This is a genomic window from Cnuella takakiae (genome assembly GCF_001953305.1).
Taxonomy (GTDB): domain Bacteria; phylum Bacteroidota; class Bacteroidia; order Chitinophagales; family Chitinophagaceae; genus Flavisolibacter; species Flavisolibacter takakiae.
In genome coordinates, this window is the sequence record NZ_MTFE01000010.1 from 4,380,535 (window position 1) to 4,407,321 (window position 26,787).

Annotated in this window: 23 protein-coding genes; 10 read left to right on the forward strand and 13 right to left on the reverse strand. The window is 51.3% G+C overall.

The window, feature by feature from the left end; genetic code table 11:
• Positions 1-55: 55 nt before the first annotated feature.
• Entirely contained in the window at positions 56-1,054 is a 999-nt protein-coding gene (trpS, locus tag BUE76_RS18815) for a tryptophan--tRNA ligase (protein ID WP_073045665.1), read from the reverse strand.
• Between the two features lie 162 nt (positions 1,055-1,216).
• Between trpS and gatC the strand changes: the two genes are divergently transcribed.
• The 3 genes from gatC (at position 1,217) to BUE76_RS18830 (ending at position 3,233) form a co-directional block, all read left to right on the forward strand.
• Positions 1,217-1,507 (forward strand): Asp-tRNA(Asn)/Glu-tRNA(Gln) amidotransferase subunit GatC, encoded by a 291-nt coding sequence (gene gatC, locus BUE76_RS18820; RefSeq protein WP_073045662.1) that lies wholly within the window; start codon positions 1,217-1,219, stop codon positions 1,505-1,507.
• A 9-nt stretch (positions 1,508-1,516) separates the two neighbouring features.
• Positions 1,517-2,224, forward strand: a complete 708-nt coding sequence (locus BUE76_RS18825; RefSeq protein WP_073045660.1) for an ABC transporter ATP-binding protein — start codon at positions 1,517-1,519, stop codon at positions 2,222-2,224.
• Between the two features lie 448 nt (positions 2,225-2,672).
• Entirely contained in the window at positions 2,673-3,233 is a 561-nt protein-coding gene (locus tag BUE76_RS18830) for a cob(I)yrinic acid a,c-diamide adenosyltransferase (protein WP_073045657.1), read from the forward strand.
• Positions 3,234-3,309: 76 nt separating this feature from the next.
• Here BUE76_RS18830 and BUE76_RS18835 read toward each other — a convergent pair whose 3' ends face one another.
• Complete coding sequence (locus BUE76_RS18835; RefSeq protein WP_245798397.1) at positions 3,310-3,969, reverse strand: ABC transporter ATP-binding protein; 660 nt, start codon at positions 3,967-3,969, stop codon at positions 3,310-3,312.
• 262 nt (positions 3,970-4,231) lie between these two features.
• On the opposite strand from BUE76_RS18835, the gene BUE76_RS18840 reads away from it, so the two are divergent.
• On the forward strand, positions 4,232-4,453 hold the full coding sequence (locus BUE76_RS18840) for a DUF2795 domain-containing protein (protein WP_073045655.1): 222 nt from the start codon (positions 4,232-4,234) through the stop codon (positions 4,451-4,453).
• A 307-nt stretch (positions 4,454-4,760) separates the two neighbouring features.
• Here BUE76_RS18840 and BUE76_RS18845 read toward each other — a convergent pair whose 3' ends face one another.
• From BUE76_RS18845 to BUE76_RS18870, 6 genes are all read right to left on the reverse strand, one after another.
• Positions 4,761-5,582: an enoyl-ACP reductase FabI gene (locus tag BUE76_RS18845; RefSeq protein ID WP_073045653.1), complete on the reverse strand. Its 822-nt coding sequence runs from the start codon at positions 5,580-5,582 to the stop codon at positions 4,761-4,763.
• 76 nt (positions 5,583-5,658) lie between these two features.
• Positions 5,659-6,921 (reverse strand): tetratricopeptide repeat protein, encoded by a 1,263-nt coding sequence (locus BUE76_RS18850; RefSeq protein ID WP_073045650.1) that lies wholly within the window; start codon positions 6,919-6,921, stop codon positions 5,659-5,661.
• Complete coding sequence (locus tag BUE76_RS18855) at positions 6,921-8,240, reverse strand: AAA family ATPase (protein WP_073045647.1); 1,320 nt, start codon at positions 8,238-8,240, stop codon at positions 6,921-6,923. The genes BUE76_RS18850 and BUE76_RS18855 overlap by 1 nt, the downstream gene beginning before the upstream one ends.
• A 280-nt stretch (positions 8,241-8,520) precedes the next feature.
• Positions 8,521-10,179, reverse strand: a complete 1,659-nt coding sequence (recN, locus tag BUE76_RS18860; protein ID WP_083596632.1) for a DNA repair protein RecN — start codon at positions 10,177-10,179, stop codon at positions 8,521-8,523.
• A gap of 222 nt (positions 10,180-10,401) precedes the next feature.
• Complete coding sequence (locus tag BUE76_RS18865; RefSeq protein ID WP_073045642.1) at positions 10,402-11,157, reverse strand: zinc ribbon domain-containing protein; 756 nt, start codon at positions 11,155-11,157, stop codon at positions 10,402-10,404.
• A 117-nt stretch (positions 11,158-11,274) separates the two neighbouring features.
• Entirely contained in the window at positions 11,275-12,372 is a 1,098-nt protein-coding gene (locus BUE76_RS18870) for a Nif3-like dinuclear metal center hexameric protein (RefSeq protein ID WP_073045640.1), read from the reverse strand.
• Positions 12,373-12,511: 139 nt separating this feature from the next.
• Between BUE76_RS18870 and BUE76_RS18875 the strand changes: the two genes are divergently transcribed.
• The 3 genes from BUE76_RS18875 (at position 12,512) to BUE76_RS18885 (ending at position 14,974) form a co-directional block, all read left to right on the forward strand.
• Complete coding sequence (locus tag BUE76_RS18875) at positions 12,512-14,014, forward strand: carboxypeptidase M32 (RefSeq protein WP_073045638.1); 1,503 nt, start codon at positions 12,512-12,514, stop codon at positions 14,012-14,014.
• Between the two features lie 63 nt (positions 14,015-14,077).
• Positions 14,078-14,554 carry a redoxin domain-containing protein gene (locus tag BUE76_RS18880; protein WP_073045635.1) on the forward strand — a complete coding sequence of 159 codons (477 nt, stop codon included), beginning with the start codon at positions 14,078-14,080 and terminating at the stop codon, positions 14,552-14,554.
• 84 nt (positions 14,555-14,638) lie between these two features.
• Positions 14,639-14,974: a T9SS type A sorting domain-containing protein gene (locus BUE76_RS18885; RefSeq protein ID WP_073045634.1), complete on the forward strand. Its 336-nt coding sequence runs from the start codon at positions 14,639-14,641 to the stop codon at positions 14,972-14,974.
• Positions 14,975-15,109: 135 nt separating this feature from the next.
• On the opposite strand, the gene BUE76_RS18890 is transcribed toward BUE76_RS18885, so the two are convergent.
• The gene (locus BUE76_RS18890; protein WP_073045631.1) at positions 15,110-16,282 is read right to left on the reverse strand and encodes a class I SAM-dependent rRNA methyltransferase; all 1,173 of its coding nucleotides are present in this window, start codon (positions 16,280-16,282) and stop codon (positions 15,110-15,112) included.
• A 259-nt stretch (positions 16,283-16,541) separates the two neighbouring features.
• Between BUE76_RS18890 and BUE76_RS18895 the strand changes: the two genes are divergently transcribed.
• Both BUE76_RS18895 and dnaJ read left to right on the forward strand, forming a co-directional pair.
• Entirely contained in the window at positions 16,542-17,093 is a 552-nt protein-coding gene (locus BUE76_RS18895) for a nucleotide exchange factor GrpE (protein ID WP_073045629.1), read from the forward strand.
• A 104-nt stretch (positions 17,094-17,197) separates the two neighbouring features.
• On the forward strand, positions 17,198-18,370 hold the full coding sequence (gene dnaJ, locus BUE76_RS18900) for a molecular chaperone DnaJ (RefSeq protein WP_073045626.1): 1,173 nt from the start codon (positions 17,198-17,200) through the stop codon (positions 18,368-18,370).
• Between the two features lie 109 nt (positions 18,371-18,479).
• On the opposite strand, the gene BUE76_RS18905 is transcribed toward dnaJ, so the two are convergent.
• Positions 18,480-22,331 carry a PAS domain-containing protein gene (locus BUE76_RS18905; protein ID WP_073045623.1) on the reverse strand — a complete coding sequence of 1,284 codons (3,852 nt, stop codon included), beginning with the start codon at positions 22,329-22,331 and terminating at the stop codon, positions 18,480-18,482.
• A 303-nt stretch (positions 22,332-22,634) separates the two neighbouring features.
• On the opposite strand from BUE76_RS18905, the gene BUE76_RS24570 reads away from it, so the two are divergent.
• On the forward strand, positions 22,635-22,784 hold the full coding sequence (locus BUE76_RS24570) for a hypothetical protein (RefSeq protein WP_158070001.1): 150 nt from the start codon (positions 22,635-22,637) through the stop codon (positions 22,782-22,784).
• A gap of 330 nt (positions 22,785-23,114) precedes the next feature.
• Here the strand turns inward: BUE76_RS24570 and BUE76_RS18910 are convergent, their stop codons facing one another.
• The 3 genes from BUE76_RS18910 to BUE76_RS18920 form a co-directional block, all read right to left on the reverse strand.
• Entirely contained in the window at positions 23,115-24,854 is a 1,740-nt protein-coding gene (locus tag BUE76_RS18910; RefSeq protein ID WP_143157384.1) for a YfbK domain-containing protein, read from the reverse strand.
• Positions 24,855-24,990: 136 nt separating this feature from the next.
• Positions 24,991-25,524, reverse strand: coding sequence for a hypoxanthine phosphoribosyltransferase (hpt, locus tag BUE76_RS18915; RefSeq protein WP_073045619.1), 534 nt, complete (start codon positions 25,522-25,524; stop codon positions 24,991-24,993).
• Positions 25,524-26,787 (reverse strand): glucosaminidase domain-containing protein (locus BUE76_RS18920; RefSeq protein WP_216820684.1); only part of this gene is annotated, 1,264 nt, incomplete at its 5' end. The genes BUE76_RS18920 and hpt, both read right to left, overlap by 1 nt.

The window sequence follows — 26,787 nt, forward strand, 5'->3', positions numbered from 1 at the left end:
GGATACAAGATGAAAATTTCCGGCTGTTGTATAGGGTAGGGTGTGGTTGATTGTATTAGCCAAGATAGTTCAGTCCCATCATCGCCCTTGCTTCACGGATGGTTTCCTGCGCACTGGCCCTTGCCTTTTCGGCGCCCTGCTGCATTACTTTTTTCAAATAAGTTTCATCTGCGCGGATGGCTTCGGCTTTTTCGCGGATGGGTGCAATAAAACGCACCATATCTTCCGCCAGTTGCTTTTTCATATCGCCATAGCGGATATTGGCAGCATTGAAATCATCCCTGAACTTTTGCAGGGTATTTTCTTCGCTCACCAGCGACATCAACTGGAAGATGTTTTGAATATAATCCGGCATTTCAGAATTGGGCTCGGTTGGACCACTGTCGGTCTTTGCCTTCATCACCTTCTTGCGAATCAATTCATCGGTGTCGGCGAGGTATAGCGTAGCCAGTTGGTTTTCGCTTTTGCTCATCTTACCGGTACCATCCAGCGAAGGCACTTTCACCAGTTCGTTGCCAAAGTTAAAGGCATGCGGCTCGGGGAAGAGCTCGCCATAACGGTGGTTGAACCGCTGCGCAAAGTTGCGGGCCATTTCCAGATGCTGCTCCTGGTCTTTACCCACGGGTACGTACTTGGCGCGGTGGATGATGATATCGGCAGTTTGCAACACAGGATAGGTCAGCAAACCGGCATTCACGTTCTCGGGATGCTGGCGCACCTTTTCTTTAAAGGTTACCGTTTTCTCCAGCTCGCCTTTATAAGCCAGCATATTAAGGTAGAGGTACAATTCCGAAATCTCGGGGATGGCACTTTGCACATAAAGGCACGCCTTCTCGGGATCGAGGCCGGCAGCAATGTTTTCGGCCAATACACGGAGCACGCTGTCCTGCAGCTCTTTTGTATCGGGGTGGGTGGTGAGGGAATGCCAGTCGGCCACGAAAAAGTAACAGTCATACTGCTCCTGCATGCGCACATAATTGCGCATGGCGCCAAAGTAGTTACCCAGGTGTAAAAAGCCTGTGGGCCTGATGCCGCTGACAACAATTTCCTTCATAAGAGCGGCAAAGATAGTTGGGAGTTGGGAGTTTGGGGTTTGGAGTTTGAGGTTTTTCCAAGAGCCACCACAACTACGGGTAAACAAACAGCCTATACCGGTCTCCAACCACTCAACACCAAACCCCCAACTCCAAACCTCAAACCGTTTATATTTGTCTATATGCAAGTAGACGATGCCCTGGTAGATAAACTGGCCACCCTGGCCCACCTGCACTTCAACACCGAAGAAAAGGAAGCCATCAAAGGCGATCTGCAGAAAATGATCGGTTTTATCGACAAGCTGCAGGAACTGGACACCACCGGCGTGGAGCCCCTGATGCATATGAGCGATGCGGTAAACGTGTTGCGCGAAGATGTACCGGGCGCCATGCTCACCACCGGGCAGGCCCTGCAAAATGCAGCCAAGCACGATGGCCATTATTTCCAGGTACCCAAAGTCATCAAAAAATAACGCTGTTTCATGTCGGGCATCATCCACCTCGAAGGCATCCGCAAAAACTACTACCTGGGCAAACAGGTGATCGAAGTACTGAAGGGTATTTCGTTGGAAATTTATAAAAACGAATATGTGGCCCTGATGGGTCCTTCAGGTTCAGGCAAGAGTACCCTGATGAATATCCTTGGCTGCCTCGACACGCCTACCGCCGGCACCTATGTGCTTAATGGCAAGGACGTAAGCCGCATGAGCGATAACGACCTCGCCGAAGTGCGCAACCAGGAGATTGGTTTTGTATTCCAGCAGTTCAACCTTCTCCCCCGCCTTTCGGCAGTAGAGAATGTTGCCCTGCCGCTGGTGTATGCCGGTGTGGGTAAAAAAGAGAGGCTTGCAAAAGCCATGATGGTACTGGAAAAAGTAGGTCTTGCCGACCGCAGCCACCACCGGCCCAACGAAATGAGCGGTGGACAAAACCAGCGTGTGGCCATTGCCCGGGCATTGGTAAACGATCCTTCCATCATCCTCGCCGATGAACCTACGGGTAACCTTGATACAAAGACCTCGTACGAGATCATGGATATCTTTGAAAAGATCCATGCAGGTGGCAACACCGTAGTACTGGTTACCCACGAAGAAGATATTGCCAACCACGCCCGCCGCATCATCCGCCTGCGCGACGGCCTGCTGGAAAGCGACCGGCAGACGGAAAGAGCTGCAGCTGTTACCGTGTAAAGAAAGCTGCAAGCTGTTAGCTGCAAGTATTTGGCTGCAAGCTGTTAGCTGCAAGTATTTGGCTGCAAGCTTTTAGCTACAAGTGTTGGCGCTTAGGCTATAGCCATCAGGTAGAAGATAATAGGTCTTAAAATAGTATAATGTACAAATAAGACAGGGAAGCCAACGCTTCCCTGTCTTATTTGTTTCCTGCCGGTGGGTTTGTTATTGTTCAAAAAGAAGAATAGCCAACCAAGGAATCTTGTCATGCCGACGCATGTCGGCATCTCCATCCGTCGTCAAACATCTTGGCTTTAGTGGGGATGCCGAAACAAGTTCGGCATGACAGCGTTTGATTAGACTAGTTTACTTTGATTAAATGCGTCAAAGGCATTGTGGAAAAATGCCTGCTACTTTTCCGGCAACTTGTTTCCTAACCCGCGACTTTTGCTTTTCCCAACATCAACTTATGGCATTCAAAATATATACAAAGACCGGTGATGCCGGCCACACAGGATTGATTGGCGGTACCAAGGTGCCCAAGAACGATTTGCGTATTGAAACTTATGGCACGGTAGACGAACTGAACTCCTGGATGGGTATGGTGAACGACCAGTTCAACCACCCGGAACTGAAAGCGGAAATCAAGGAAATACAGGACCGCCTGTTTACCATCGGCTCCTTGCTGGCAACCGACCATAGCAAGCAAACAAAGATGGCCCTGCCCGACCTGCACGAAAGCGACGTGCAGCTACTGGAAAGCCGCATTGATATTATGACAGACCAACTGCCGGAAATGAAGTCTTTTATTCTCCCGGGTGGCCATCCTACTGTTTCGTCTATTCATGTTGCCCGCTGTGTTTGCCGTCGTGCTGAACGACTAGCCGTATCGCTGCAGATGCACGATGTACCGGTAGAAGCACTCGTAATTCAATACCTCAACCGCCTAAGCGATTACCTGTTTACCCTTGCCCGTTATGCCGGCATGGTGCTGGGTGCGGAGGAGATTCCGTGGAAAGCGAGGGTATAATGTGCTAATTAGTTAATGTGATAATGTGCTAAAAAATGAAGCTTGTATTTCATTAGCACATTAGCCAATTATCCCATTAGCTAATTACTTTCCCGTCCTTCATCACCACCGTCCTATCACTCAGTTGCGCCAGTTCTTCGTTGTGGGTAACAATGAGGAAGGTTTGATTGAACTGCTTGCGCAGGTCGAAAAAGAGTTGGTGCAGGTCGCGGGCATTGGCCGAGTCGAGGTTGCCGGTGGGCTCGTCGGCAAATACCACACTGGGTTTGTTGATGAGGGCACGGGCAACGGCTACTCTTTGCTGTTCGCCGCCCGATAGGGCGCCGGGTTTATTTTCCAGCCGGTGCGAAAGCCCCAGCATCTGGAGCAGCTCTTCGGCTCTTTGCCTTACTTCTGCTTTACGCCCGCCGGCAATCCAGCCCGGGATACAAACATTTTCCACGGCGCTGAACTCGGGCAGCAGGTGGTGAAACTGGAACACAAAACCAATGTGCCGGTTGCGGAAATTGGCCAGCTTCCGGCCATCAAGGCGGGTAATGGTTTCGCCGGCAAGGGTAACGGCACCGGCATCGGCACGGTCGAGGGTACCCAGGATGTGGAGCAGGGTACTTTTGCCGGCCCCTGAAGAACCGACGATGCTCACAATTTCGCCTTGCTCCACGCTGATGTCAACGCCCTTGAGCACTTCTACAGCGCCATATCTTTTGTGTATGTCCTTTGCGGTAAGTATTGCCATGAATAAGGGAATGGCTGTAAATATCCGGAATGTTGGTTAAAGGCTGCCTACAGAAAGGACGGCATTGTCAAAGCATGGTGCCTGCTCTGTACAACAAAGGTTTGCCTGGCGCAGGTTTCCGCTGCCCTGTTGAAAAAAGGTGCATTTGGAATTTTGCCCAATACAATTACATTTGCCGAAATTTGCGGCCGGAATCTATGCTAAAACTGGCATAATAATTAGGCTTCAAACCAAAACAATAACAGCATAAAACATCCATACAATGTTCTGGACACTTGAACTGGCCTCCTACCTCGAAGACGCTCCCTGGCCTGCTACCAAAGATGAATTGATTGACTACTCGATCCGTTCCGGCGCTCCCATCGAAGTGGTGGAGAACCTGCAGGAGTTGGAAGACGAGGGTGAAGTGTATGAAAGCATTGAAGACATCTGGCCCGACTACCCTTCCCAGGAAGACTTCCTATTTAACGAGGACGAGTACTAATTCAAGAGATATATTTTTCAAAGCCGCTTCTTTAGGGAGGCGGCTTTTTTCATTTCACGCAAAGGCGCCAAGGAGCAAAGACGCAAAAGAAATTGCACGCAACGATACAACGGAGCCACGGCGCAACTATATTTTATTTATGGATTGCCTCACCATGTATCACTTGCAGGTTGTAGCTAAAAGCTTGCAGCTTGTCTTTGCGTCTTTGCTCCTTAGCGCCTTTGCGTGACAATCGTTGCGTCGTTGCGTGCAAATAAAAAACCCGCAACAGGAGCCTGCTGCGGGTTTGTAAAATTGCTATACTAGCTTATTGCTGTCCTTCTTCAATGGTTTTTACCACCGCTTCGCTTACACCCACAAAGGAGAAACCGCCATCGTGGAAGAGGTTCTGCATGGTGATATAGCGGCTCATATCGCTGAACATAAATGCGCAGTAGTTGGCGCAGTCATCGGCGGAAGCATTACCCAGAGGGCTCATTTTTTCCGCATAATCGATAAAGCCGTCAAAGCCTTTTACGCCGCTGCCTGCCGTGGTGCGGGTGGGGCTTTGCGAAATGGTGTTTACCCGCACTTTGTTGCGCACACCATAATGGTAACCAAAGCTGCGGGCCACGCTTTCCAGCAGGGCCTTGGCATCGGCCATTTCATTGTAATCGGGGAAAACACGCTGGGCAGCGATATAGCTTAAGGCTACTACCGACCCCCACTCGCTGATGGCGTCCATATCCCATGCAGTGCGCAGTACGCGGTGCAGGCTCATGGCCGAAATGTCCAGCGACTTTTGGTTCCACTCGTAGTTTATCTCGGTGTAGTGCTTGCCCTTGCGTACGTTCAGGCTCATACCAATGGAGTGGAGTACGAAATCGATCTTGCCGCCAAAATGGGCCTGCGCCTGCTCAAACAGGTTCTTCAGGTCGTCCATATTGGTAACATCGGCAGGGATAACAGGAGCGTTAACGGCTTCCGCCAATTTATTGATCTCACCCATGCGCAGCGCAACGGGTGCATTGGTCAGTACCAGCTGGGCACCCTGCTCGTGGCATTTGAGTGCCGTTTTCCAGGCGATGGATTTTTCGTCGAGGGCACCAAAAATGATCCCTCTCTTTCCCTGCAAAAGGTTGTTAGCCATATTCAGATATTAAAAATGATTCAGTACAGTTGATTTATTGCGGGCTCAAAAGTAGTGGTTTTGCACCTTACCACGCCTAGCGGAACAAACCCGTCCAGTTATAGACGATGAAACCCACGAGGTAAATGGTAAACAGCACCAGGCTGCCGGGCAGGAAAAACATACCGGCAAAAGCAGTGGCACCCAATACTACCAGCGCCAATGCGATCTTTTGGGCCCTGGTAGTTCCGCGCCAGCGGAGCGGGTAAGGCAGCTCGCCCAGGGGCAGTGCCAGCGTGAGCAGCGTAAGGGCACCAAAGAAAATAGTATTGGCATAAGCTGTTCCGTCAAACAGGTTTGTAAACAAGCCCAGTCCCAGCAAGGTCAAACCCGAAACCATGGCACTTACCACCGTTATGGCCGACCATTTTTCCGCGGCTGAAATAGCGTGTTTACCTAAAGGATGAAACAGCAATACAAAATTGGCAATGGGGTTAATGGTCCAGGAGGTCATCACCAGCAAGAGGTACAGCCCAATAGGCAGGAACACCAGTTCTTTGGGTGCGCCGGCGGCACTCAGGCCGGCAGACGCCAACCGGAACAGGATGTATAAAACGATGGGCGAACCGGTACGCCACTTCTTGCCTTTGTTGTGCAGCCAGAAATGGTACTGGAGCAGCCAGCGGTAGGGTGCCACGTTGGACTTGAGGGCTTCCTTCAAACCGGTCCGGGCATTATCGCTGTTGGGATTGAGGCGGAGCGCTTCGCGGAAATGGTGCTGGGCTTCCTTGTGGTTGCCTTTTTCCAGGTAGTTCCATGCAACGGTGGCATGGGTCATTTCGTTGTGCGGGTCGAGTGCAAGGGCATCCTGCATGGTTTCGATGGCCTCACCATTGCGGCGCATTTTATTGAGTGCCCGGCTGCGTGCATTCAGGCAGGTAAGGTTGTCGGCCTCCCAGTAAAGCCCTTCATCGGCCTTTTCGAGTGCGGGCTCCCACTGTTGCTGGGCCAACAGCACAAAAGACTGCAAACCGTAGTATTCGGCAATATCGGGATGAATGGACTGGGCCGTTGCCAGGTAATCAACCGCGGTGGCATATTCGCCCAACTGGTAGTGACCAAAAGCAAGCAGGTAGTAGTAAAAGCTGTGTTCGGGACGCAGGGCAAGGGCCTCGCTGATAAAGCCCATACCATCCTTGAAGTGGCCGCCTTCGTAGGCACAGCGGCCCAACAGTGCAAGGGCCATATCGTTGTATGGTTCCCGCGACAGCACTTCGCGTGCCGCCACTTCAGCATCGTGCACACGTCCCTGCTCCAGCAACAGGCTTGCCCGGTCCAGCAGCACCCCGGTATCTACCATTATTTCTTCAGCTTTAGGTATTGCAGAATTTCGTCGTACAGCCCGGCCTCATTGGCATACAGGGCGTAGTTACGTGCCGATGCCAGCCACTCCAGGGTGGTGGCGCGATGCTGTTTGGCTGCCTTCAGCAGGTCTTTGGTTTCAATAGGCTGAATGGCGCCCTTGGCCAGTGAATCCTGCAGTTTTTCTTCGATGGCGATATCGATTACCGCTTTCAGGTCGGCACCGGAGTAATTATCGGTAGCCGCGGCAACTTTGGCGGCTTCAATTTTACCTACCGGCTTTTCGGCCAGCATCTGGTCCAGCATCTGGGTGCGGGCTTCCTTGTCGGGCGGCGCCACAAAGATTACCCGGTCGAAGCGGCCGGGGCGGCGAAAAGCGGCGTCTACGTTCCAGGGGGCATTGGTAGCCGCCAAAACCAGCACGCCTTCGTTGCTGCTTGCCACGCCGTCCAGTTCGGCCAGGAACTGGTTGATGACATGCCGGAGGGCATTGCCCTTCATATCGCTGCGGCTGGCACCCATGGCGTCCACTTCATCAATAAAGAGCACGCAGGGCGCATTGCGGCGGGCGATTTCAAAAATTTCGTGGAGGTTCTTTTCGCTGTTGCCCATCCACATATCCAGTATGTCGTGTAGACCGATGGAGATGAACTTGGCGTCAATTTCACCTGCGGTGGCTTTTGCAATAAATGTTTTGCCACAACCCGGAGGGCCATACAGCAGGATGCCGCCACCGGCTTTTTTGCCAAAAGCCTTATACAGATCGGGGTTGCGGAGGGGTTCGATGATCTTCATCGAAATTTCTCGTTTCACCCTTTCCATGCCACCCACATGACTGAAGTTGACATCAGGCTTTTGCAAAAACCAGGTGTCGTCTTCGGGGAGCAGGCCGTCGTCTTCGTCGAAATCGAAGGGCGACTGTGCCGGCATGCGCAACTGGTTGTCCAGTTCGGGGTCGCTGAAGCCGGGATGCATGGCCAGTACCCGCTGGTAGAGGTCAACGGCATGGGCAATGCTTTTTTCCTGCACCAGGCATTTGATAAACCGGATTTGGTCGGTCAGGGGCAGCTCGTCGGCAAGCTGCTCGTAAATGATGGTGGCAGCAGAGTACTTGCCTGTTTCGTAATAACAGGCAGCCAGGCCCAACTTTGCCTCGCGGTTGCCATAGCTGATTTCGAGCACCTGCTGGTACTGCTCACCGGCATCGGCATAAAGTCCGTCCTGCAACAACAGGCTGGCCACATGCATGCGCAGGGGTATATTTTCCGGCGAAATCGCCAGTGCGTCGAGGAGGTTTTGAATGATATCGTTTTTCATAAGCAGCCTGAACCGCAGATTTCTATGATTTTAAAAGATTTGTAAGATGACTGCAGCCAATACCTGCCTACATTATCTACAGGCTTGCAAATAAAAAGGACGATGCCTTAAAACCTGCAGTTTGCCTGTAGCGGAAACCCTACAAACGAATACTTAATGATACGAAATTACGGTTGTTCAGTAAAGGGTATTAAAGACTTGCCATTTCGATAGGGCTAAAACAGCCCGCAAACAGGAATGCAGTAGGATTTAAGTTCATACAAATCATTCCCTGATCATATTAATCTGCGGTCACCATTTCGCGTGCATTTTCCAGCGCCGCCGCCGAAGGCTTCTCGCCACTCATCATTTGGGCAATGGCCACAATGCGTTCGTCGGTACTGAGCATGCGCACACCCGTGGTCACGGTATCGGCCTTGGTATTTTTATACACAAAGAAATGCGCATCGGCACGGCCTGCAATCTGCGGCTGGTGCGTGATACAGATTACCTGGCGTGTACCTGCCAGGTCTTTCATGATGATGCCCACCTGCTTGGCGGCTTCCCCCGAAATACCGGTATCGATCTCGTCAAAGATCAGGGTGGGCAGGTCGATGCTTTGCGCGACCAGCGACTTGATACACAACATCAGTCGGCTCAGTTCACCACCCGATGCCACTTTCCGCAAGGGATTGAAATTGTTGCTCCGGTTGGCATCAAACAAAAACTCCACTTCATCAAAACCGGTGGCATTGAGCCCAACTTTCTTGATGTCCACGCGGATGCGGGCATTGGGCATCCCCACCTGCCGCAGCATGGCATCCACTTTTTCCTGGAGCGGTGCCACCACCTTTTTACGGGCGGCTGAAATCTTTTCGGCAGCAGCTTCGGCTTCGGACAGCAGGTGCTTGTATTCTGCTTCCGCCTTTTGGATGGCCTCGTCGATATTGAGTACCGCCTGTAGCTTTTCGTTCAGCGCATCGCGGATGGCCAGGAGTTCGTTGGTGGTTTTCACCCCATGCTTTTTCAGGAGCTTATAACCCAAAGAAAGCCGGTCGTTCAGTTGCTCAATGGTGGCGGGGTCAAAATTGATATCGCCATGTACGCGGTCTACTTCGTCGGCAATATCCTGCAGTTCGATATAGGCCGACTCAATGCGCTTTACCAACTCGGGCAGCAGCGGGTGCAGCTCGGCATATTGCTGCAGGGAAGCGTACAAAGCTTTTAGTTGGCGGGTAACGGGTTCCTCGCTCTCAGCCAGCTCGTAATAGCCTTTAGCCAGTGCTGTTTTGATGCCCTCGGCGTTGTTGAGCAGCTTCAGTTCTGTTTCACTTTCTTCCAGTTCGTCGGGACGAAAACCAGCTTCATCCAGCTCGCTGAACTGAAACTGGTGGTAGTCGAACTCTTTGTCAAATTGAGTCTTTTGCTCGCGGAGGGCCTCAAACCTGCGGCGGGCAGCCTGCGCATCGGTGTAAAGACGCTGGTAAGCTTTTATAGCGGCGGCATTTCCGCCAAGTGCATCCAGCACTTCGCGCTGAAAATCGCTTTCGCCCAGCTCCAGGGTATCAAACTGCTGGTGCAGGTCTACCAGCATATTGGTTACCTGCTGCAGCTGCGACAGGTTTACAGGTGTATCGTTTACAAAAGCGCGGCTCTTGCCGCTGGGTTGTATTTCGCGGCGTACCACCACTTCGGCTTCTTCGGGGTCGAGGTCGGCTTCGCGGAGCAACTCGGCCACGCCATCATTATCGTTGGAAAAAACACCTTCCACCACGCACTTGCGTTCGCGGTTGCGCAGCGAGCCGGTTTCGGCACGCTGTCCCAGGATCAGGCCGAGGGCGCCCATGATGATGGACTTACCCGCACCAGTTTCACCTGTAAGTATGTTGAGGTTGCCGGAAAAGTCAATTTCCAGCTCGTCGATGATGGCGTAATTGTTTATCAGCAGTTTCTTTAGCATAGGAAGTACCCGAAAGGTGCCGGCAATAAAGCTTTTGCAGAAAAAACAGGATTGCAAATGCCCGCTGCAACCACCTTTTTGCGGAGCGGCAAATTAATCAAAGCACCCCATATTGGCGGGTGCAATTCGATAGAGATATGATAAAAAAAGCCGCTCCCAATGGAACGGCCCTATATTATCTGCACGGATCCCGAAACCAGCAACTGGCAACCGGAAGTCCGCTTATTTTACTTCGATGCTGTCGTTAAGGTCGGCATCAACCAGGATGCGGCCACAGTTTTCGCAAACCATGATCTTTTTGCGCTGTTTGATCTCGCTCTGCTTTTGGGGAGGGATGCTGTAGAAGCAACCGCCGCAGGCATCACGCTCAACGGGCACAACAGCAAGGCCATTGCGGTAGTTGTTGCGAATTTTGATATAAGAAGCCAGCAGGCGTGGATCTACGTCTTTGCTCGCGGTTTCAGCCCTAGTGCTGTACTGGGTTTCTTCCTCTTCGGTAGAAGCGATGATTTTTTCCAGCTCGCCTTTTTTGCTGTTGAGTACACCTTCTTTGCTGGCGATGGCCTTTTTAGCTTTTTCCAGCAGCACGGCTTTCTCGGAAATCTCCTCGTTGGCGTCTTTGATGTGCTTTTCGCAAAGCTTCACTTCCAACTGCTGCATTTCGATTTCCTTGTTAATGGCTTCGAACTCGCGGTTGTTTTTTACGTTTTCGCTTTGCTTTTCGTATTTAGCGATCAGCTCCTGGGCGTCCTTAATCGCGTTGCGCTTTTGCTCAATGAACTCGGTAATACCGTTTATCTCTTCTTCCACACGCAGCTGGCGGGCATGCAAGCCCTGGATCTCGTCTTCGAGGTCGGCCACTTCAATGGGAAGCTCGCCTTTCAGGATACGGATTTCATCCAGCTTGGATTCGATTTTCTGCAGCGTCACCAGGGAAGTGAGCTTTTCTTCAACCGAAAACTCTTTTACGTTAGCCATATTGGGAATGTGTGTTTTTGTTGTCGTGAAACGTGAATGGGCAATGGTAAATGGTCAATTGTCAATGGGAACCAAGGTATTGGGAATGTATTACATTCACCATTCCCGATTCACCATTCACGAAAAATACCGCACCGGATTGGTATCCACGCTTGTTTTAAGGACGGCAAAGGTAGGGATTTTTCCTACCAAAAGGTCATACAGCAGGTCGACGGTAAACTGCTCGCTTTCGTAGTGACCGATATCAGCCAGCACCATGCGGCCTTCGGCATCGAAGAACTCGTGGTATTTAACATCGGCCGTAATATAAATATCTGCGCCCTGTGCAAGTGCAGTCCCGGAAAGGAAAGAACCGGCACCACCGCAAACGGCTACCTTTTTTATGGGCTTGCCCTGCAGTGCAGTATGACGCACCACCGGCACCCGGAAGGTTTCTTTTAGTTGTTTTAAAAAAGAAGCTTCATCCATGGCTTCCGGCAGTTCGCCAATCACCCCAGAACCGATACCCTGGTGTACGTTTTCCATGGTAAAAATATCGTAGGCTACCTCCTCGTAGGGATGGTTGTCTTTTAACGCCTTGATGATCTGGTACTCGAGGTAATAGGGATAAACAATTTCGATCTTGGCTTCCCGTTCTTCGTGCCGCTTGCCCACTTCACCCACATAGGGATTGGCGCCTTCCTCCGCCTTGAAGGTTCCGGTGCCTTCACTGTTGAAACTGCATTCGGCATACTGGCCAATATGGCCGGCGCCCCCGGCAAAAAGGGCCTGCCTAACGTCTTCAGCTTTATCAAGGGGCGCAAAAGTGATGAGGCGGCGGAGCACCTTTCGCTTTGGGCTGAGGATGGTTATATTTTCTAAACCCAGCTTTTCGGCAATTTTTCCATTTACCCCCAGCACCACGTTATCGAGGTTTGTATGGGCTGCATAAATGGCAATATCCCCTTTGATGGCTTCGATCACCGCCTGCTCGATATAGTTTTTGCCATTAAGCTTTTTGAGTCCTTTGAAAACAATAGGATGATGGGCAATAACGAGGTTGCAGCCTTTTTGCACCGCCTCGCGGATCACCTCCACGGTAGCATCGAGGCAGATAAGGGCACCGGTACATGCCCAGCCCCGCTGCCCGGTAATCAGGCCTGCATTGTCCCAGTCCTCCTGCAGTTCGGGAGCCGCAAATCGTTCTATATGCAGCAGGATATCATTGATGTTCATCGGGCTGGTATTGGTTTTAGCTATCAATCAAAAGTAAAGGGAAACCCCGGAGTATCGACCATGGACTATGGACCATTGTCCATGGTCGATTTCCCATTGTCCATTCCCTTGCAAACATCCAACCCCTTAGTTTTGCCCCATGTCAAATACCCGGGAGCTTTACCAGCAGTATCAGGAAGAAATGGCCCAGCTGGCCGATGTGCGTTTTACCGGTGCCGTTTTGCAGTGGGACCAGGAAACCTACCTGCCCGCCAAAGGCGCGGAGTTTCGTGGCCGGCAGCTTAGCACCTTGTCCGAAATTGCCCACCGCATGGCCACCTCCGAAAAGCTGGGCGCCCTGCTGCATGAACTACAGGGCAGCGATGGCTTGACACCTGCAGAACAGAAAAATGTGCAACTCACCTGGGAGGACTTTTCCAAACAACAGAAATACCCCGCGGCATTTGTACGCCAACTGTCCGATGCCATCAACAAGGCCTTTCACGCCTGGATGGAAGCCCGAAAGGCCAACAACTTTGGCGTTTTTGAAAAAGACCTGGATGCCTTGCTGCAGTTGAAAAAGCAGGAAGCAAGCCTGCTGGGTTATACAGGCCACCCCTACAATGCCTTACTCAATGAGTATGAAAAAGGCGCTACCGTAGAGGGGATCGACCGGAGTTTTGCAGCCATCCTGCCGCAGCTTAAAAACCTGTTGGACCGCATCACCAGCCGTCCACAAGTAGCGGATGCATTTTTGCAAAAAACTTACCCCAAAGACAAGCAATGGGAATGGGGTATGTGGCTGGTGCAGCAACTGAACTATGACCTGGCGGCTGGACGGCAGGATATCAGCGAACACCCGTTCTCTACTTCCTTCAACCCGCAGGATGTGCGCATCACCACCCGGGTAGATGAACAGGATTTTGCCAACATGACCTGGAGCACCATCCACGAAGTAGGTCATGCATTATACGAACAAGGCTTGCCCACGGAAGGTTATGGGCTGCCCTCAGGAGAAGCCTGCTCCTACTCCATTCATGAATCGCAATCGCGGTTATGGGAAAACAATGTCGGCCGCAGCCGCGGCTTCTGGCAGCACTTCCTGCCCGAACTGAAACGTTATTTTCCAGATCAGTTAGGGGATATTGACCTTGATACTTTTTACCGGGGCATCAACAAAGTACAGCCATCGCTTATCCGCACGGAAGCCGACGAAATCACCTATCACTTTCATGTAGCCATCCGGTACGAACTGGAAAAGCAACTGCTGGATGGCAGCCTGGCTACTGCCGATATACCGGCATACTGGAACGAGCACTATCAAAAGTACCTGGGCATCACCGTACCGGACGATAAGCGGGGTTGCCTTCAGGACGTACACTGGAGCCATGGTTCCTTTGGCTACTTCCCTACCTACAGTTTGGGTTCCTTTTATGCCGCACAATTCTACCACGCCGCAACGGAGGCCAATGCGGGTTTGGTAAGCGAAATCAAAAACGGAAACACCGCCAACCTGCTGTCCTGGCTACGCGAAAAAGTACATGCCAGCGGGAGGTTGCATACGAGCGAGGAACTATGTACCCAGGTTAGTAGCAAGGCTTTGGATGCCAGTGTTTTTCTCCACTACCTGGAGACCAAATACCAGTTTATCTATGGCCTTTGATACTTTTTATTTTACAACTTAATTCAGGCAATAATTGTTGCTTGAACAAATAATGCAATCAATATGGCAATTCAAATCGGTCAGCAAGCACCCGACTTTACCCTCGTAAACATTGAAAAACAACCGGTAAGCCTTTCCTCTTTTAAAGGGCAAAACGTGGTACTCCTGTTTTTCCCCCTGGCTTTTTCTTCGGTGTGCACCGCGGAACTGTGCAGTGTTCGCGATGAAATGGCGCGTTACAACAACCTGGAAACAAAGGTGATCGGCATTTCCATTGATTCGCTGTTTACCCTCGCCAAGTACAAAGAAGACCAGCAATACAATTTCGAGCTGCTCAGCGATTTCAATAAGGAGGTTTCTGCGGCTTATGGCGCCCTGTACAGCGAGTTCTTTGGCATGAAAGGTGTGTCAAAAAGAGCAGCATTTGTTATTGACCGCGAAGGAGTGGTACGCTACGCCGAAGTATTGGAAGATGCAGGCCAACAGCCCAATTTTACACTAATCCTTAAAACACTTGAGGAATTACCCTTAACTGTTTGACAAAATCTTCTACTTTTTCGGCAAACCCTTTGCACTTGTATGCAAAAAATCTAATTTGCTCATAATAAACCAAGAGGGGGTTCGTTGAAGAGAGTTTTACTTATACTGTCCGTTTTACTGATAACCGTTTTTAACCTGGCTGCCCAGCCCAAAACCTCAGGTTTTGATGCGGCGCCCATTTTGAGGTTCTATCCCAACCCGGCTACCAGTATCGTGTCGTTCGACTTTCAGAAAAGTTACGACCGTGGTTATTCCATTCAGGTATATAGCTTTTTGGGCAAGAAAATGTTTGAAGCGAGTAATATCAGTTCCAAATCAACCATCAACCTGAACGATTTTAATCGCGGCATCTATATCTACCAATTATATGATAAAGCCGGAAAGCTGGTGGAGTCGGGAAAGTTCCAGGTGAGCAAGTGAGATGGTGAGTGATGAGTAATGAATGATGAATAGTTAAAGCAAATGTTTGAAGATAAAAGAAGAGGTCGGCAGATAACTGCCGGCCTCTTCTTTTATCTAGGTTTTCATCACTCATCACTCACTACTCCTCACTCCTCACCCCACCTGCACAATCAAAAACTTCAGGTAGTGCGTGTTTTCCATACCCCAGATGATGGGGTGGTCGGAAGACTGGTTCTGAAAGGTCACCTGGCGGATGGGCCTGCGGGCATCCTTGGCAGCCATCTCGATGGTTTGTAAAAACAGCTCCTGGTTTACCAGGTTGGTACAGCTGGAAGTAACCAGGAAACCACCTTTTTTCACCAGCTTCATTCCCCGCAGGTTGATCTCCTTGTAACCCGTAATAGCCTTTTGGATATTAGCGCGGCTCTTGGTAAAAGCTGGCGGATCGAGCATTACCACGTCGTACTGGCGCCCGTCTCTACCCCACTGCTTCAGCACGTCAAAAGCATTGGCGGTTTCAAATTTCACCACATCCTGGAGTCCGTTGAGGGCGGCATTCTTGTTTGCCTGCTGCACGGCATTTTCCGAAATATCCAGTCCCAATACGCTCTTTGCGCCGTAGAAACCGGCGTGTATTTCAAAAGTGCCGGTATAGGTAAAAGCGCCCAGCACATCGGCGCCTTTTACAATATGCTGGATGGCGCGGCGGTTGTCCTGCTGGTCAAGGAAATAGCCGGTCTTCTGGCCATTTTCAATGTCCACATGAAACTTCAGGCCATTTTCGTTGATGATGATCTTGGTATCGAAAGGCGCAGACAGGAAACCTTTTTGCTGGGGCAAACCTTCCAATTCGCGTACCGGCACGTCGTTGCGTTCGTAGATGCCCTTGGGTTGGAAAACGGTATTCAGCGCTTTTACAATCGCCGGCTTCCATTTGTCAATACCCAGTGCAAGGGTTTGGATCACGAAATGATCATTGAATTTATCAATAATCAGTTGGGGCATGCCATCGGCTTCGCCAAAAACAAGGCGGCAGTTTTCAACATAACCCAGTTGCTGGCGGTAGGTCCAGCACTCCTGTATTTTACGGAGGAAATATTCCTCGTTTACCACATCGCTCTTTTCGCGGGTAAGCAGGCGCACCATGATCTGGCTCTGCTCGTTGATATAACCCTGGCCGGCAAACTTGCCATCGTGGTATAAAACCGGCACCACGCTACCCGGCTCGGGGTTGCCTTCAACACGTTCCACTTCGTTGGCAAAGATCCAGGGATGCCCGTTGGCGATCCGCTGGGCGATTTTTCTTTTTAAATGTACGGTTGCCATAAGGGCGCAAAGGAACCACCAATTTGCAGGATTATAAAAGGATTTTTGGAAAAGGGGGGTTGGCACCTGTTAAAATGCACGGGCACCCCTACCTGACAGCAGAAGCCAGTCAAAGCTTTTTACGGCTTCTTTCCTGACACGAAGAACGGAAAGCCGTTAAGTTTACAGGTTCTGCCGCCGCATTCGGACAATTTGTCCCAACCCATACCATTGGCAAACCATTTGACCGCTACCTTTGCACTCAATTTTTTGTTTTGATATGAAGCACCAGGAATTCCAGGAACAAGAGACCAACGGAACAGAAAACAATACTGCCGCAGAGACCACGGAAGATACCCAGGCACCTGCCGCCGAGCAAAGCATTGACGAAACGGCGCAGCTGAAAGCTCAGGTAGATGAACTGAAGGACAAATACCTGCGCCAGGCTGCGGAGTTCGACAACTTCCGGCGCCGTACCGCCAAGGAACGCATCGAGCTGATTCAAACCGCCAGCAAGGACGTAGTAACCGACCTGCTGGAAGTACTCGACGACTGCGAGCGTGCCGAGCGGACCATGGACAAAGCCGAAGACCTGGGCCCCATCAGGGAAGGCATCCAGCTGGTGTTCAACAAGCTGCGCCAAACACTTACCAATAAAGGTGTAAAACCCATGGACGCTAAAGGCCAGGAGTTCAACGCCGACCTGCACGAAGCCATCACCGAAATTGAAGCCGGTGCGGAACTGAAAGGCAAGGTGGTAGATGAAGTGATCAAAGGTTATTACCTGCACGATAAAATCATCCGTTACGCGAAAGTGGTGGTAGGTAAATAATTTGATAATGTGCCAATTAGCCAATGTGCTAAAAAGCAACTACAATCAACGATTCCCGATCATTAGCTAATTAGCACATTAGCTAATTGGCTAATTAACTTTTTATGTCTAAAAGAGATTACTACGAAGTATTAGGTGTTGGCAAAACAGCCGCCGCGGACGAGATCAAGAAAGCGTACCGCAAGGTGGCCATGCAATACCACCCCGACCGCAACCCCGGGGATAAAACTGCCGAAGAAAAATTCAAGGAGGCTGCTGAAGCCTACGAGGTGCTCAGCGATGCCGACAAGAAAGCGCAATACGACCGCTTTGGCCATGCCGGCGTTAGCGGCAACGGCCGTGGTAATGGCGGTTATGGCGGCGGCATGAACATGGACGACATCTTCAGCCAGTTTGGCGACATCTTTGGCGAAGACGTGTTCGGCTCCTTCTTCAACGGCGGCGCAAGAGGCGGCGGTGGCCGTGGCAGCCAGCGTGCCCGTGGCACCCGTGGTTCCAACCTCCGCATCAAGCTTAAACTTACTTACGAAGAAATTGCCAAGGGTGTAACCAAAAACATCAAGGTAAAAAAATATGTAGGCTGTACTACCTGTAACGGCAGCGGCGCAAAGGACAGCGGCAGCGTACAAACCTGCGGCACCTGCGGTGGCAGTGGCCAGGTACGTAAGGTTACTAGCACCTTCCTGGGACAGATGCAAACCGTAACCACCTGCCCTAACTGTAACGGCGAAGGCAGCACCATCACCGCCAAATGCGGCAGCTGTAAAGGCGAAGGCCGCGTGTACGGCGAAGAAACCGTTACCATCGACATCCCGGCGGGTGTGCAGGAAGGTATGCAGCTCAATATCAGCGGCCGCGGCAATGCCGGCGAACGTGGCGGTGCTCCCGGCGACCTCATCATCCTGGTAGAGGAAGAACCACACAAGGAACTCCAGCGGGAGGGCCTCAACGTAGTATTCGACCTGCACCTCTCCTTCCCCGAAGCAGCCTTTGGCGCCAACGTGGAAGTGCCTACCATCGATGGCCGGGCCAAGATCAAAATTCCCGCAGGCACACAAAGTGGTAAGATCTTCCGCCTCAAAGGCAAGGGCTTCCCTGCGGTAAACAGCTACGAGAAAGGCGACCAGCTGGTACACGTAAATATCTGGACGCCCCAGGAGCTGACGAGCGAAGAAAAGTCGATGCTGGAAAAGCTGGCGAAATCGCCCAATTTCCAGCCCAATCCCGACAAGAATCAAAAATCGTTTTTCGATAAGGTTCGGGAAATGTTCCAATAAATTGAAAAAGAGGCCTGAGGGCCTCTTTTTAGTTTCGGATATTAGGTTGGCTATTGTTGCCAGTTTACCATGGGCATTCAACCAATTCAGCAACCAACTCGCAGCAAGACTACCGGGGCAGCACCACTGTAAAGGTGGCACCACGCCCTTCCACTCCCACTGCCGTAATGGTGCCACCATGCCGCTCCGCGATTTTCTTACAAAGCGCCAAACCAAGACCATTGCCTTCAAAATCATCTTTGGAATGAAGTCGGGTAAAGGTGTTGAATATCTGGCCGGCATACTGCTGGTCAAAGCCAATGCCGTTATCTGCAACCTTTATAATAGCTGCTGGAGATTTGTGAAGGGTACCGGTTTCGGCTGTAATGGTAATAATGGGAATAACACCTGTTCGGGTAAACTTCAAGGAATTATTGATCAGGTTATAAAATAATTGATAAAGTAAAAGCGGTACGCCTGATACGTTAGGCATTTGCCCTACTTCCAGGATAGCTCCTTTTTCCTGCATGGGCAGTTCCAGATCTGCGCCTATTTGTTCCAGGATTACATTCAGGTTAACAGGCTGGAAAGTTTCTTCTACCGCATTGAAAGTAGAATAGGCCAATACACCACTGATCATGGAAAACATACGGTCGGTGGCGCTATTCATTTTTTCAAAATAGGTTTTGGCCCTTGCACTCAGGTTTTGGCCCAACTCCATTTCCAGCATGGAACTAAATGTCTTCATTTTGCGCACAGGCTCTTTCAGGTCGTGAGAGGCCACATGAGCAAACTGCTGCAGGTCTTCATTGGAGCGTTGCAGGGCCCGGGTACGTTCTTTCACCAGGGCTTCTAGCTGCACCGCCATGGTTTTACGGTCGTGAATGTCGGTGATGGTACCCAACCATTTGATGATGTTGCCCTTTTCATCATGCAGTGCCTGGCCCCTGTTGAGGTACCAACGGTAAACACCATCATGGCGGCGTATACGCGATTCCACTTCGTAGTACTGCCCGGTAGCTACCGACAGGTTCCAGCTGGCGAGGGCAACTTCCAGGTCATCGGCATGAACCCAGTGGTGCCAGCCTGCGCCGAAAGCGGCTTCCGAAGGGCTGCCGGTGAATTCTTCCCACCTTTTATTTATGTAATCCAACAATCCCGCCTTGTTGGCCGTCCACACGATCTGTGGCTGAAAGTCGGCCAGCACCCTTAGCTCCGATTCGCTCTGGCGCAAAGCCTGCTGGGTTTCCAGCTGCTCATTGATATCAGTGTTGGTACCAATCCACTGCACCACTTTGCCCTCCGCATCTTTGATGGGATAGGCACGGGTGAGAAACCAGCGGTACACCCCATCGTGCCGGCGCAAGGGGAAAGTAAGCTCCCAGGGTTCATCCTTTGTCCAGGCAGCCTGTACAAAACTTACCACCCTGCTTACATGATCGGGGTGGTGCACCTGCTGCCAGCCCCAGCCCTGCATGATTGCTAAATCGGAACCGGTATATGCATACCAGCGGTCGTTGTACCAGTAAATAAACCCATTGGCATCGGCCATCCAGGCCAGTTGGGCACTGGAATTACCCAGGGTGCGAAACCGCTCTTCGTTAGCAGCAAGTGCCTGTTCCGATTGTTTGCGTTCGGTAATATCTACACAGGCGCCGGTCAGAAAAAGCGGCTTGCCGTCAGCACTGGTCAGGGTCTTTCCCTTGTCTGCCAGCCAATGGATACTGCCATCGGGCCATACTACCCTAAACGATTCATCAAAATCGGCGGCTTCAAGAGCACAGCGCCTACAGGCGGCTGCTACCCTATCGCGATCGCCAGGATGCACACAGCTCATAAACTCATCCAGGTTTTGCACCTTTTCGCCCTGCCGCAGGCCAAACAAGCGGTCCAGGTTTTCATCCCAGCTCAGCTCGTTGGTTTGAATATTCCACCGGAAAGTACCTGTGTTGGAAGCATTAAGCGCAGCCTGCAGCCTTTCGCGACCTTCTTGCAACTGGGCCATTATTTCTTTATAACGCGACACTTTCTGCACCACACCAATAAAGCGGCGGGGCTGACCGGTTTCATCAAAAAATACCCTGCCCCTGGAACGTATCCAACGAATCTGCCCATCCTGCAGGTGCACTACCCGGAACTCTTCGTCGAAATTGCCTCCGCTGCCGAATTGCATGGCCCCGGTGGTGGTGGCAACGATGCGGTCGCGGTCATCGGGATGGATAGCCTTGTAAAAGAGTTCGAGAGTAACGGGAGCCTCGAAATCCACACCAAAAAAGCTCCGCGTCTTTTCGCTCCACACCACCTGCCCACTCTGGAGGTAAAAATCGTAGGTACCCAGTTCGCCGCCTTCAAGAGCCAGGGAGAGATGCTCTTCCTTGGCTTTCAACTGTTCTTCCACCAGCTTCTGCTCAGTGATATCGATGCTGATCCCTGTTACGGCAAGGGCTTCACCTTTTTCGTTAAACTGGTATTGACCTACCGACCGTATCCAACGCCGACTACCGCCTGCAGGCTCAATGCGATAGGTAGCATTGAACTGTAACCCTTGCGCTTTGGATTGTTCCATCAGGGCCAGCACCTCGCCCTGGTCGGCTTGGTGTATGCAGTTGTGCCAGTCGGCAAATACAAACCCGCTACGGTCTTCGGGATAGCCCCACATCTTTTTATGGAGTGCCGACCACTCCAACTCACCCGTTTGCACATTGTACCACCAGGTGCCCACATTGGCCGAATCGGTAGCAAGCTGTAGTTGGGTTGCCAGCTTACGCTGTTCCAACTCAGTCTTCTTTATTTCCGTGATATCGGTGGAGATGATCAGTACAGAATCAACTGCACCATTTTCATCCAGCTCGGGTGTGAAGCGTGAAAAAACATGGCGGTTGTCGCCAGGCATACTGTAGGAAACCTGGTGCTTGCGGCCAGTACTGAAAACATAAGCAAGGGCTTCGTCAAAAACACGGCAGAGGGAATCAGGGAAACCCACTTCCTGGTAACTGCGGCCAAGGAACTCTTCGGGTTTATGGCCGGTATAGCTTTCAATTTGTGGGCTTACATAGAGGTAGTGAAAATCCCGCCCATGGCGGGTGATCACATCTGGCGAATTTTCGGCCAGTGACCGGAAGCGTCGTTCGCTGGCTTCCAGTTGTTGCCTGATCTCTTCCTGTTCTGTAATATCAATATTAATCCCGCTGATATAGACCAGGTTACCGGAAGGATCAAAAGAAGTGCGCGACCGGGCTTGTAACCACCGCAGGGCACCATCCGCCCGCCTGATCCGGAACTTGTAGGCATAATCGGTGGTTGCTGCCTGGATTCCTTCCTGGCTTTCGTACATCTGCTGCAGGTCTTCGGGCAATACAAAGCGGTGGAAATCGGCTACCCTGTTGATACCGGTGTGATCGGTGAGGCCAAAAAGCTGCAACTGTTCCTGGCTCCAACTCAGGGTATCGGTAAGAGCATCCCAGTACCACAATCCTACCCTTCCGGTGTTGATGCCCAACTCCATTTGCTCCTTGGCTTTTTGCAACAGTTCCTCCCTTTGCTCGTTGCGCTTTTTTGCCTTTACCGTTTCCGTTACATCATAACCTGACACCAGCAAACCGATGGTTTGGCCCTGTTCATCCTGCAGGGGCTGAAACCGCGTATTGAAATAACCATGGTACAGCACGCCGTTTACCAGGTAGGATGCCGGGTTCTCTTCTATTTGTTCGGCTATACCGGTGCGCATCACCCGCTGATGAATTTCATCAATACCGCTGCCTTTCAGTTCGGGGTAAATGGAAAAAAGCGATTTACCCAAAACATCGGAAGCGTTTTTGCTAATGAGCTGGCAATAGGCGGGATTTACAAAATCAACAACCTGGGAAGGTCCCAGGAATACTGCCACAGCTACAGGCAAAAGGTTGAAGTAGCCATACACTTTTGCCAGCTCTGCCTGTGTTGCCGGAGTGCTTTCACCCACAAAAATCGGATGGTCTGTCATGTTTGCGTATGCCTTAGTATAAGGGTTAGTAGGCTGTATGCTGCTAAATTAAAGGCATCGGCCCTCCATACGTACAGCGGTCAGCTACATTGCAGGCTAAACATCAAACTTTTTTTTACTACTTTAATTTTGTTTGATTTTCACCAATATTAAAAGGGTTCAAATCGAAACAATATTTTAGAGGACTACAAACTCGCCACAAAAAACGTAGTTGAAAAATCTGTTGCAGCCCTGGTCACCCAACGTTTGGATGCAAATAGGAGCAGCCTTTTTTTTGTTGGTTTCTTGTATCAAAACTGTTGGATGAAATACCGATGCTTGTACAGCTTGGTTGTGGTTGCACTGACAGGTTATAATTGCAAAACACCCGCCACTACCACCGCACCTACTGCCAGCAAGAACCCCAACACGCCTACCGAAAAGTATTGGAAGCTAGTTGAACTCAACGACTAACTGATAACCATAGCCGAAGACGGCAAGCGCGAACCGCATTTTATTTTGCATAAGGCCAACCAACAGGTGGCCAGCAGCGGCGGCTGCAATGTTTCCAGCGACAGCAATGAACTGCAACCCAACAACGGGATAATTTTTTCCCAAATAGCCATTAACTGCATGACCTATTGCGGCCTAGAGGTGGAGACCAGGATAATGGATGTTCTCCATACTGCAGGGAGATAATACCTATGGAGATAGCCTGCACCGTGCCCCGTTGGCACCTTTGGCCAGATTGGTAGCGGTAAAATTTAAGAATGTACATCAGGCCATTAGCAGAGCCTTTGGCGATTATTTCCGCTTTTTCCTTTTACCATATATATGCCTTGCCTGCTGCACGAGCGTGATGAACTCCAGTTGGGAAGGATTGCCGTTGCCAAGGGCAGGTCTTGCCAGTCGCAGTACATCTTCAAAATCAAGGTTGCGGGTATAACGGCTATTGCGCAGCAGCATGCCAAACAGCGCAACCGAACCTGCCAGTTGGTACTCCTTTTCCAGGGCAGTCCACGGGATGAAATTAATAGGCTTAGCAAAATCCCGCTGCAGCATTTTGCCGTCCCCCGGCAAGTGGTACTGTATATGAAAACGGGCGGGAATGGTTTGGTGCAGATCGGCTACCTGGGGCTCCAGTTCAAACAGCAGCAGGGAGGCATAGGCCGAGCCAATCTCGCCACCTTCGATGGTAGCCAGCGGGTCGTGGATGGCGCCTACTTTATTATCAAAACCAATCAGTCGGTAGTGCTTTACAAAAGCCGGGTCGAAGTGAACGGTAAAGGAGGCATTATCCGCAACGGTATAAAGGGTTTGCATGAACTCGTGTAGCAGCACCTTTTCGGCTTCGGCATAGCTGTCGATGTAGGCAAAATTGCCGTGCCCTTTTTGCGCCAGGGCCTGTATCCTTGAATCCTTGTAATTGCCCATACCCACGCCCAGGCAGGTAAGGTATACCCCCGCACGGGTTTGGGTAGCAATCAGGTTTTCCAGTTCTGCTTCGGAGCGGAGGCCTACGTTGAAATCGCCATCGGTGGCAAGGATCACCCGGTTGTTGCCGTTTTTGATAAAATGATTTTGGGCCACACTGTAGGCCAGTTTTACCCCCGACTCACCCGGCGTAGATCCGCCCGGCTCCAGGCTGTCAATTGCCCGGAAAATTTTTTCTTTTTCATTGCCCCCGGCAGTGGGTAGCCACACCCCTATCGTTCCGCCATACACCACGATGCTTACAGAGTCTTTGTCGCGGAGGTTTTGCACCAGGCTACGAAACCCTGACTTCAGCAGGGGCAGGCGGTTGGGCATATCCATACTTCCGGAAACATCTATTAGAAAAGTAAGATGGCTTGGCGGCAGGCTGTCGGGAGCGATTTTGCGGGAGGCCAACTGAACCAGCATCAGCTGGTTCTGGCTGTTCCAGGGGCAGTTGGTGAGTAGAGATTTGACGGAAAAGGTTTCTCCAGGCGGCGGCTCTTCGTACCGGAAATTAAAGTAATTGATCATTTCCTCAATGCGCACCGCATCGGGCGGAACGGGAGTATTCATTTTCAGGAAACGTCGCACATTGCTGTAAGAGGCGCGGTCCACGTTGAGGCGTATACCGGTGGATGGAAAAGCACCCGAAGGCACAAAGCCATTTTCCACCAACGAAACATAGGTCTCATTACCGGTAAGCCAGGGCTGCTGAAAATCGCGGGAAAGATTCTGGGTAAAAGAGGCCAACCGGCTCATGGAGCCCGCCGTGGCGGGTTTGCGCTTCAGCTCCACTTTAAGGTATTCGTTGGCCCGGGCAGGGAGCCGGCGACTCAGAAAGCCATCCATGCTGAAGGTAAGCGTATCTACATGCCTGTTGGAAAGAATACCAAAGCCACCGGCTGCACCGGCACGAATAACATAACCCGTACTGTGCTGCAAAATGGCCACGTTGGCCAGGGGCTTTCCGTGCTCGTCGGTCACCTCGCCACGGATATATACCTGCTGGCCAAAACCCCAAAAGGGCAGCAGCAAACAACAGAGCCATAACGGTAGGCGGTTATTCAAAGCAGACAGATTAACTGCCAAAGTACAAAATAGCGGGGAAGTGAGTGGGAAGGCGTCTTTGGTGTTTAGTTTATGGTTTTTAGTTAACAACTGCTTGTCTAACTAAAAACCATAAACCAAAAACTATAAACCTACATTAAGCAAGTTGGTAAATCTCCTTCAAATTCCGTCCCAGTCCATCGTAGTCGAGGCCATAGCCTACCACGAACTTGTTGGGGATGGCAAAGCCCACGTAATCGATCTGGAGCGGAAACTGTGTTGCCTCGGGTTTATGCAGCAGGGCGGCAATACGCAGCGATGCCGGTTGCTGGTGCTGCAACTGTGGCAGGAAGTGGTGCAGGGTCTTGCCTGTGTCCACGATGTCTTCCACGATGATCACGTCGCGGGCATAGAGGTCCTGTTCCAAACCGATGGCCGTGATCACGTTGCCACTGCTCTTCATGCCTTTGTAGGAGGCCAGTTTGATAAAGGATATTTCCGCATCGATATTGATTTGTTTGAACAGGTCGGATGCAAACATAAACGACCCGTTGAGGATGGCGATAAACAGGGGCTTTTTGCCTGCATAATCGCGGTTGAGCGCATCGGCCAACTCCTTTACTTTCGCTGCGATGACCGCCTCGGTAAGGTAGGGGCCAAACTCCTTGTCTTTTACACGTACTTTTTCCATTATTTCCGGATGCGAAGTGCCTGACCGCTGCGCAGGTTCATGTCCTGCATGTCGTTCCACTTCATGATTTCTTCAATGCTTACAGAATATTTCCTGGAGATGGCGTAAAGGGTCTCTTTGGGCTGAACAATGTGTTCGGTATAGGAGCCACCTGTGGGCTCACTGGCTTGCAGGGGCACCATATTGACGGGCTGCGCGGGGCCACCGGCCTGCTGCACCGATTGCTGCACTACCTGGGGCAGGTCGGCCTTGGCCATAGTAGTTGCAAGGCGGGGCATGCCGGCAGCTTTGTGTTTGAGATAAAGGGTTTCACCAATTTCGGGCTGCTGGCTAGGCTGGAGGTGGTTGAGTGCCAGCAGGCTTTCCAAACGGATGCCTTCTGACTGGGCAATGCTGTACAGGGTTTCGCCAAAACCAACTTTGTGGGTTTCGTTGTTGCCCGACTTGCGCTTACGCTGCAGGTACAACAGGCCATCGGCATCAGCAGTTTCCTGGGGCGCCATATCGTTGAAGTCGAACAGGCGCGAAAGCGGCATATTATGTTCCTCGGCTACCTGGAGGTAAGATGTGCCTTTGGTGATATACTTAACCTTGGTATCGTTGATCCGGAAAACACCCGATGGATACAGGGGCATGATGGGTGCAGGGAGCGCTGCCGGTTCGGCAACCACGGTGCGGGCAACCGCAGCCACCGGCTGGCTTGCAGCGGGCGTGGTGATGCCCTGTGCCCATAGCACATCCGGGCCCTCGGTTTTCTGCCCCATGGCCACAAGGGTATAATCGTGGAGGTTGTAATCGCGAATCAGCTTGATGAGGATCTGCGGGTATTTGGGGTTGGTGGCATAGCCAGCCTTTTTGAGGCCATAAGCCCAGCTTTCATAATCGGTAGGATCGAGCGAAAACAGGGCATTGTAGTGCTTGCGGGTTTTCAGGAAATCCGAATGATCGCGGTAAGAATCAAAGGCATTGTCGTATTTACGGAAACATTCCTGCGGTGCATCATCATCGTGGTTTACCGAGGCACCCGTCCAGGTTTCTTTGCACTTGATACCAAAATGGTTATTTGATTTGCGCACCAGCACCGAGGTACCGGCCATCGTTTCGTGAATACCCTGCGCCAGCGTGATGGATGCCGGCACACCGGTGCGTTTCATTTCTTCGATTGCAATATCCTTGAATTGGGTAACGTAGGAACGGATCACGGAAGCCGGTTGGGCAAAGCTTGCTTGAGCGGCCATTAAAATACCGAGGAATAGCGGCAGG

Coding starts and splice junctions, on each gene's coding strand:
- trpS (WP_073045665.1), bottom strand. CDS start 1,054: ATGAAGGAAATTGTTGTCAGCGGCATCAGGCCCACAGGCTTTTTACAC.
- gatC (WP_073045662.1), top strand. CDS start 1,217: ATGCAAGTAGACGATGCCCTGGTAGATAAACTGGCCACCCTGGCCCAC.
- BUE76_RS18825 (WP_073045660.1), top strand. CDS start 1,517: ATGTCGGGCATCATCCACCTCGAAGGCATCCGCAAAAACTACTACCTG.
- BUE76_RS18830 (WP_073045657.1), top strand. CDS start 2,673: ATGGCATTCAAAATATATACAAAGACCGGTGATGCCGGCCACACAGGA.
- BUE76_RS18835 (WP_245798397.1), bottom strand. CDS start 3,969: ATGGCAATACTTACCGCAAAGGACATACACAAAAGATATGGCGCTGTA.
- BUE76_RS18840 (WP_073045655.1), top strand. CDS start 4,232: ATGTTCTGGACACTTGAACTGGCCTCCTACCTCGAAGACGCTCCCTGG.
- BUE76_RS18845 (WP_073045653.1), bottom strand. CDS start 5,582: ATGGCTAACAACCTTTTGCAGGGAAAGAGAGGGATCATTTTTGGTGCC.
- BUE76_RS18850 (WP_073045650.1), bottom strand. CDS start 6,921: ATGGTAGATACCGGGGTGCTGCTGGACCGGGCAAGCCTGTTGCTGGAG.
- BUE76_RS18855 (WP_073045647.1), bottom strand. CDS start 8,240: ATGAAAAACGATATCATTCAAAACCTCCTCGACGCACTGGCGATTTCG.
- recN (WP_083596632.1), bottom strand. CDS start 10,179: ATGCTAAAGAAACTGCTGATAAACAATTACGCCATCATCGACGAGCTG.
- BUE76_RS18865 (WP_073045642.1), bottom strand. CDS start 11,157: ATGGCTAACGTAAAAGAGTTTTCGGTTGAAGAAAAGCTCACTTCCCTG.
- BUE76_RS18870 (WP_073045640.1), bottom strand. CDS start 12,372: ATGAACATCAATGATATCCTGCTGCATATAGAACGATTTGCGGCTCCC.
- BUE76_RS18875 (WP_073045638.1), top strand. CDS start 12,512: ATGTCAAATACCCGGGAGCTTTACCAGCAGTATCAGGAAGAAATGGCC.
- BUE76_RS18880 (WP_073045635.1), top strand. CDS start 14,078: ATGGCAATTCAAATCGGTCAGCAAGCACCCGACTTTACCCTCGTAAAC.
- BUE76_RS18890 (WP_073045631.1), bottom strand. CDS start 16,282: ATGGCAACCGTACATTTAAAAAGAAAAATCGCCCAGCGGATCGCCAAC.
- BUE76_RS18895 (WP_073045629.1), top strand. CDS start 16,542: ATGAAGCACCAGGAATTCCAGGAACAAGAGACCAACGGAACAGAAAAC.
- dnaJ (WP_073045626.1), top strand. CDS start 17,198: ATGTCTAAAAGAGATTACTACGAAGTATTAGGTGTTGGCAAAACAGCC.
- BUE76_RS18905 (WP_073045623.1), bottom strand. CDS start 22,331: ATGACAGACCATCCGATTTTTGTGGGTGAAAGCACTCCGGCAACACAG.
- BUE76_RS24570 (WP_158070001.1), top strand. CDS start 22,635: ATGAAATACCGATGCTTGTACAGCTTGGTTGTGGTTGCACTGACAGGT.
- hpt (WP_073045619.1), bottom strand. CDS start 25,524: ATGGAAAAAGTACGTGTAAAAGACAAGGAGTTTGGCCCCTACCTTACC.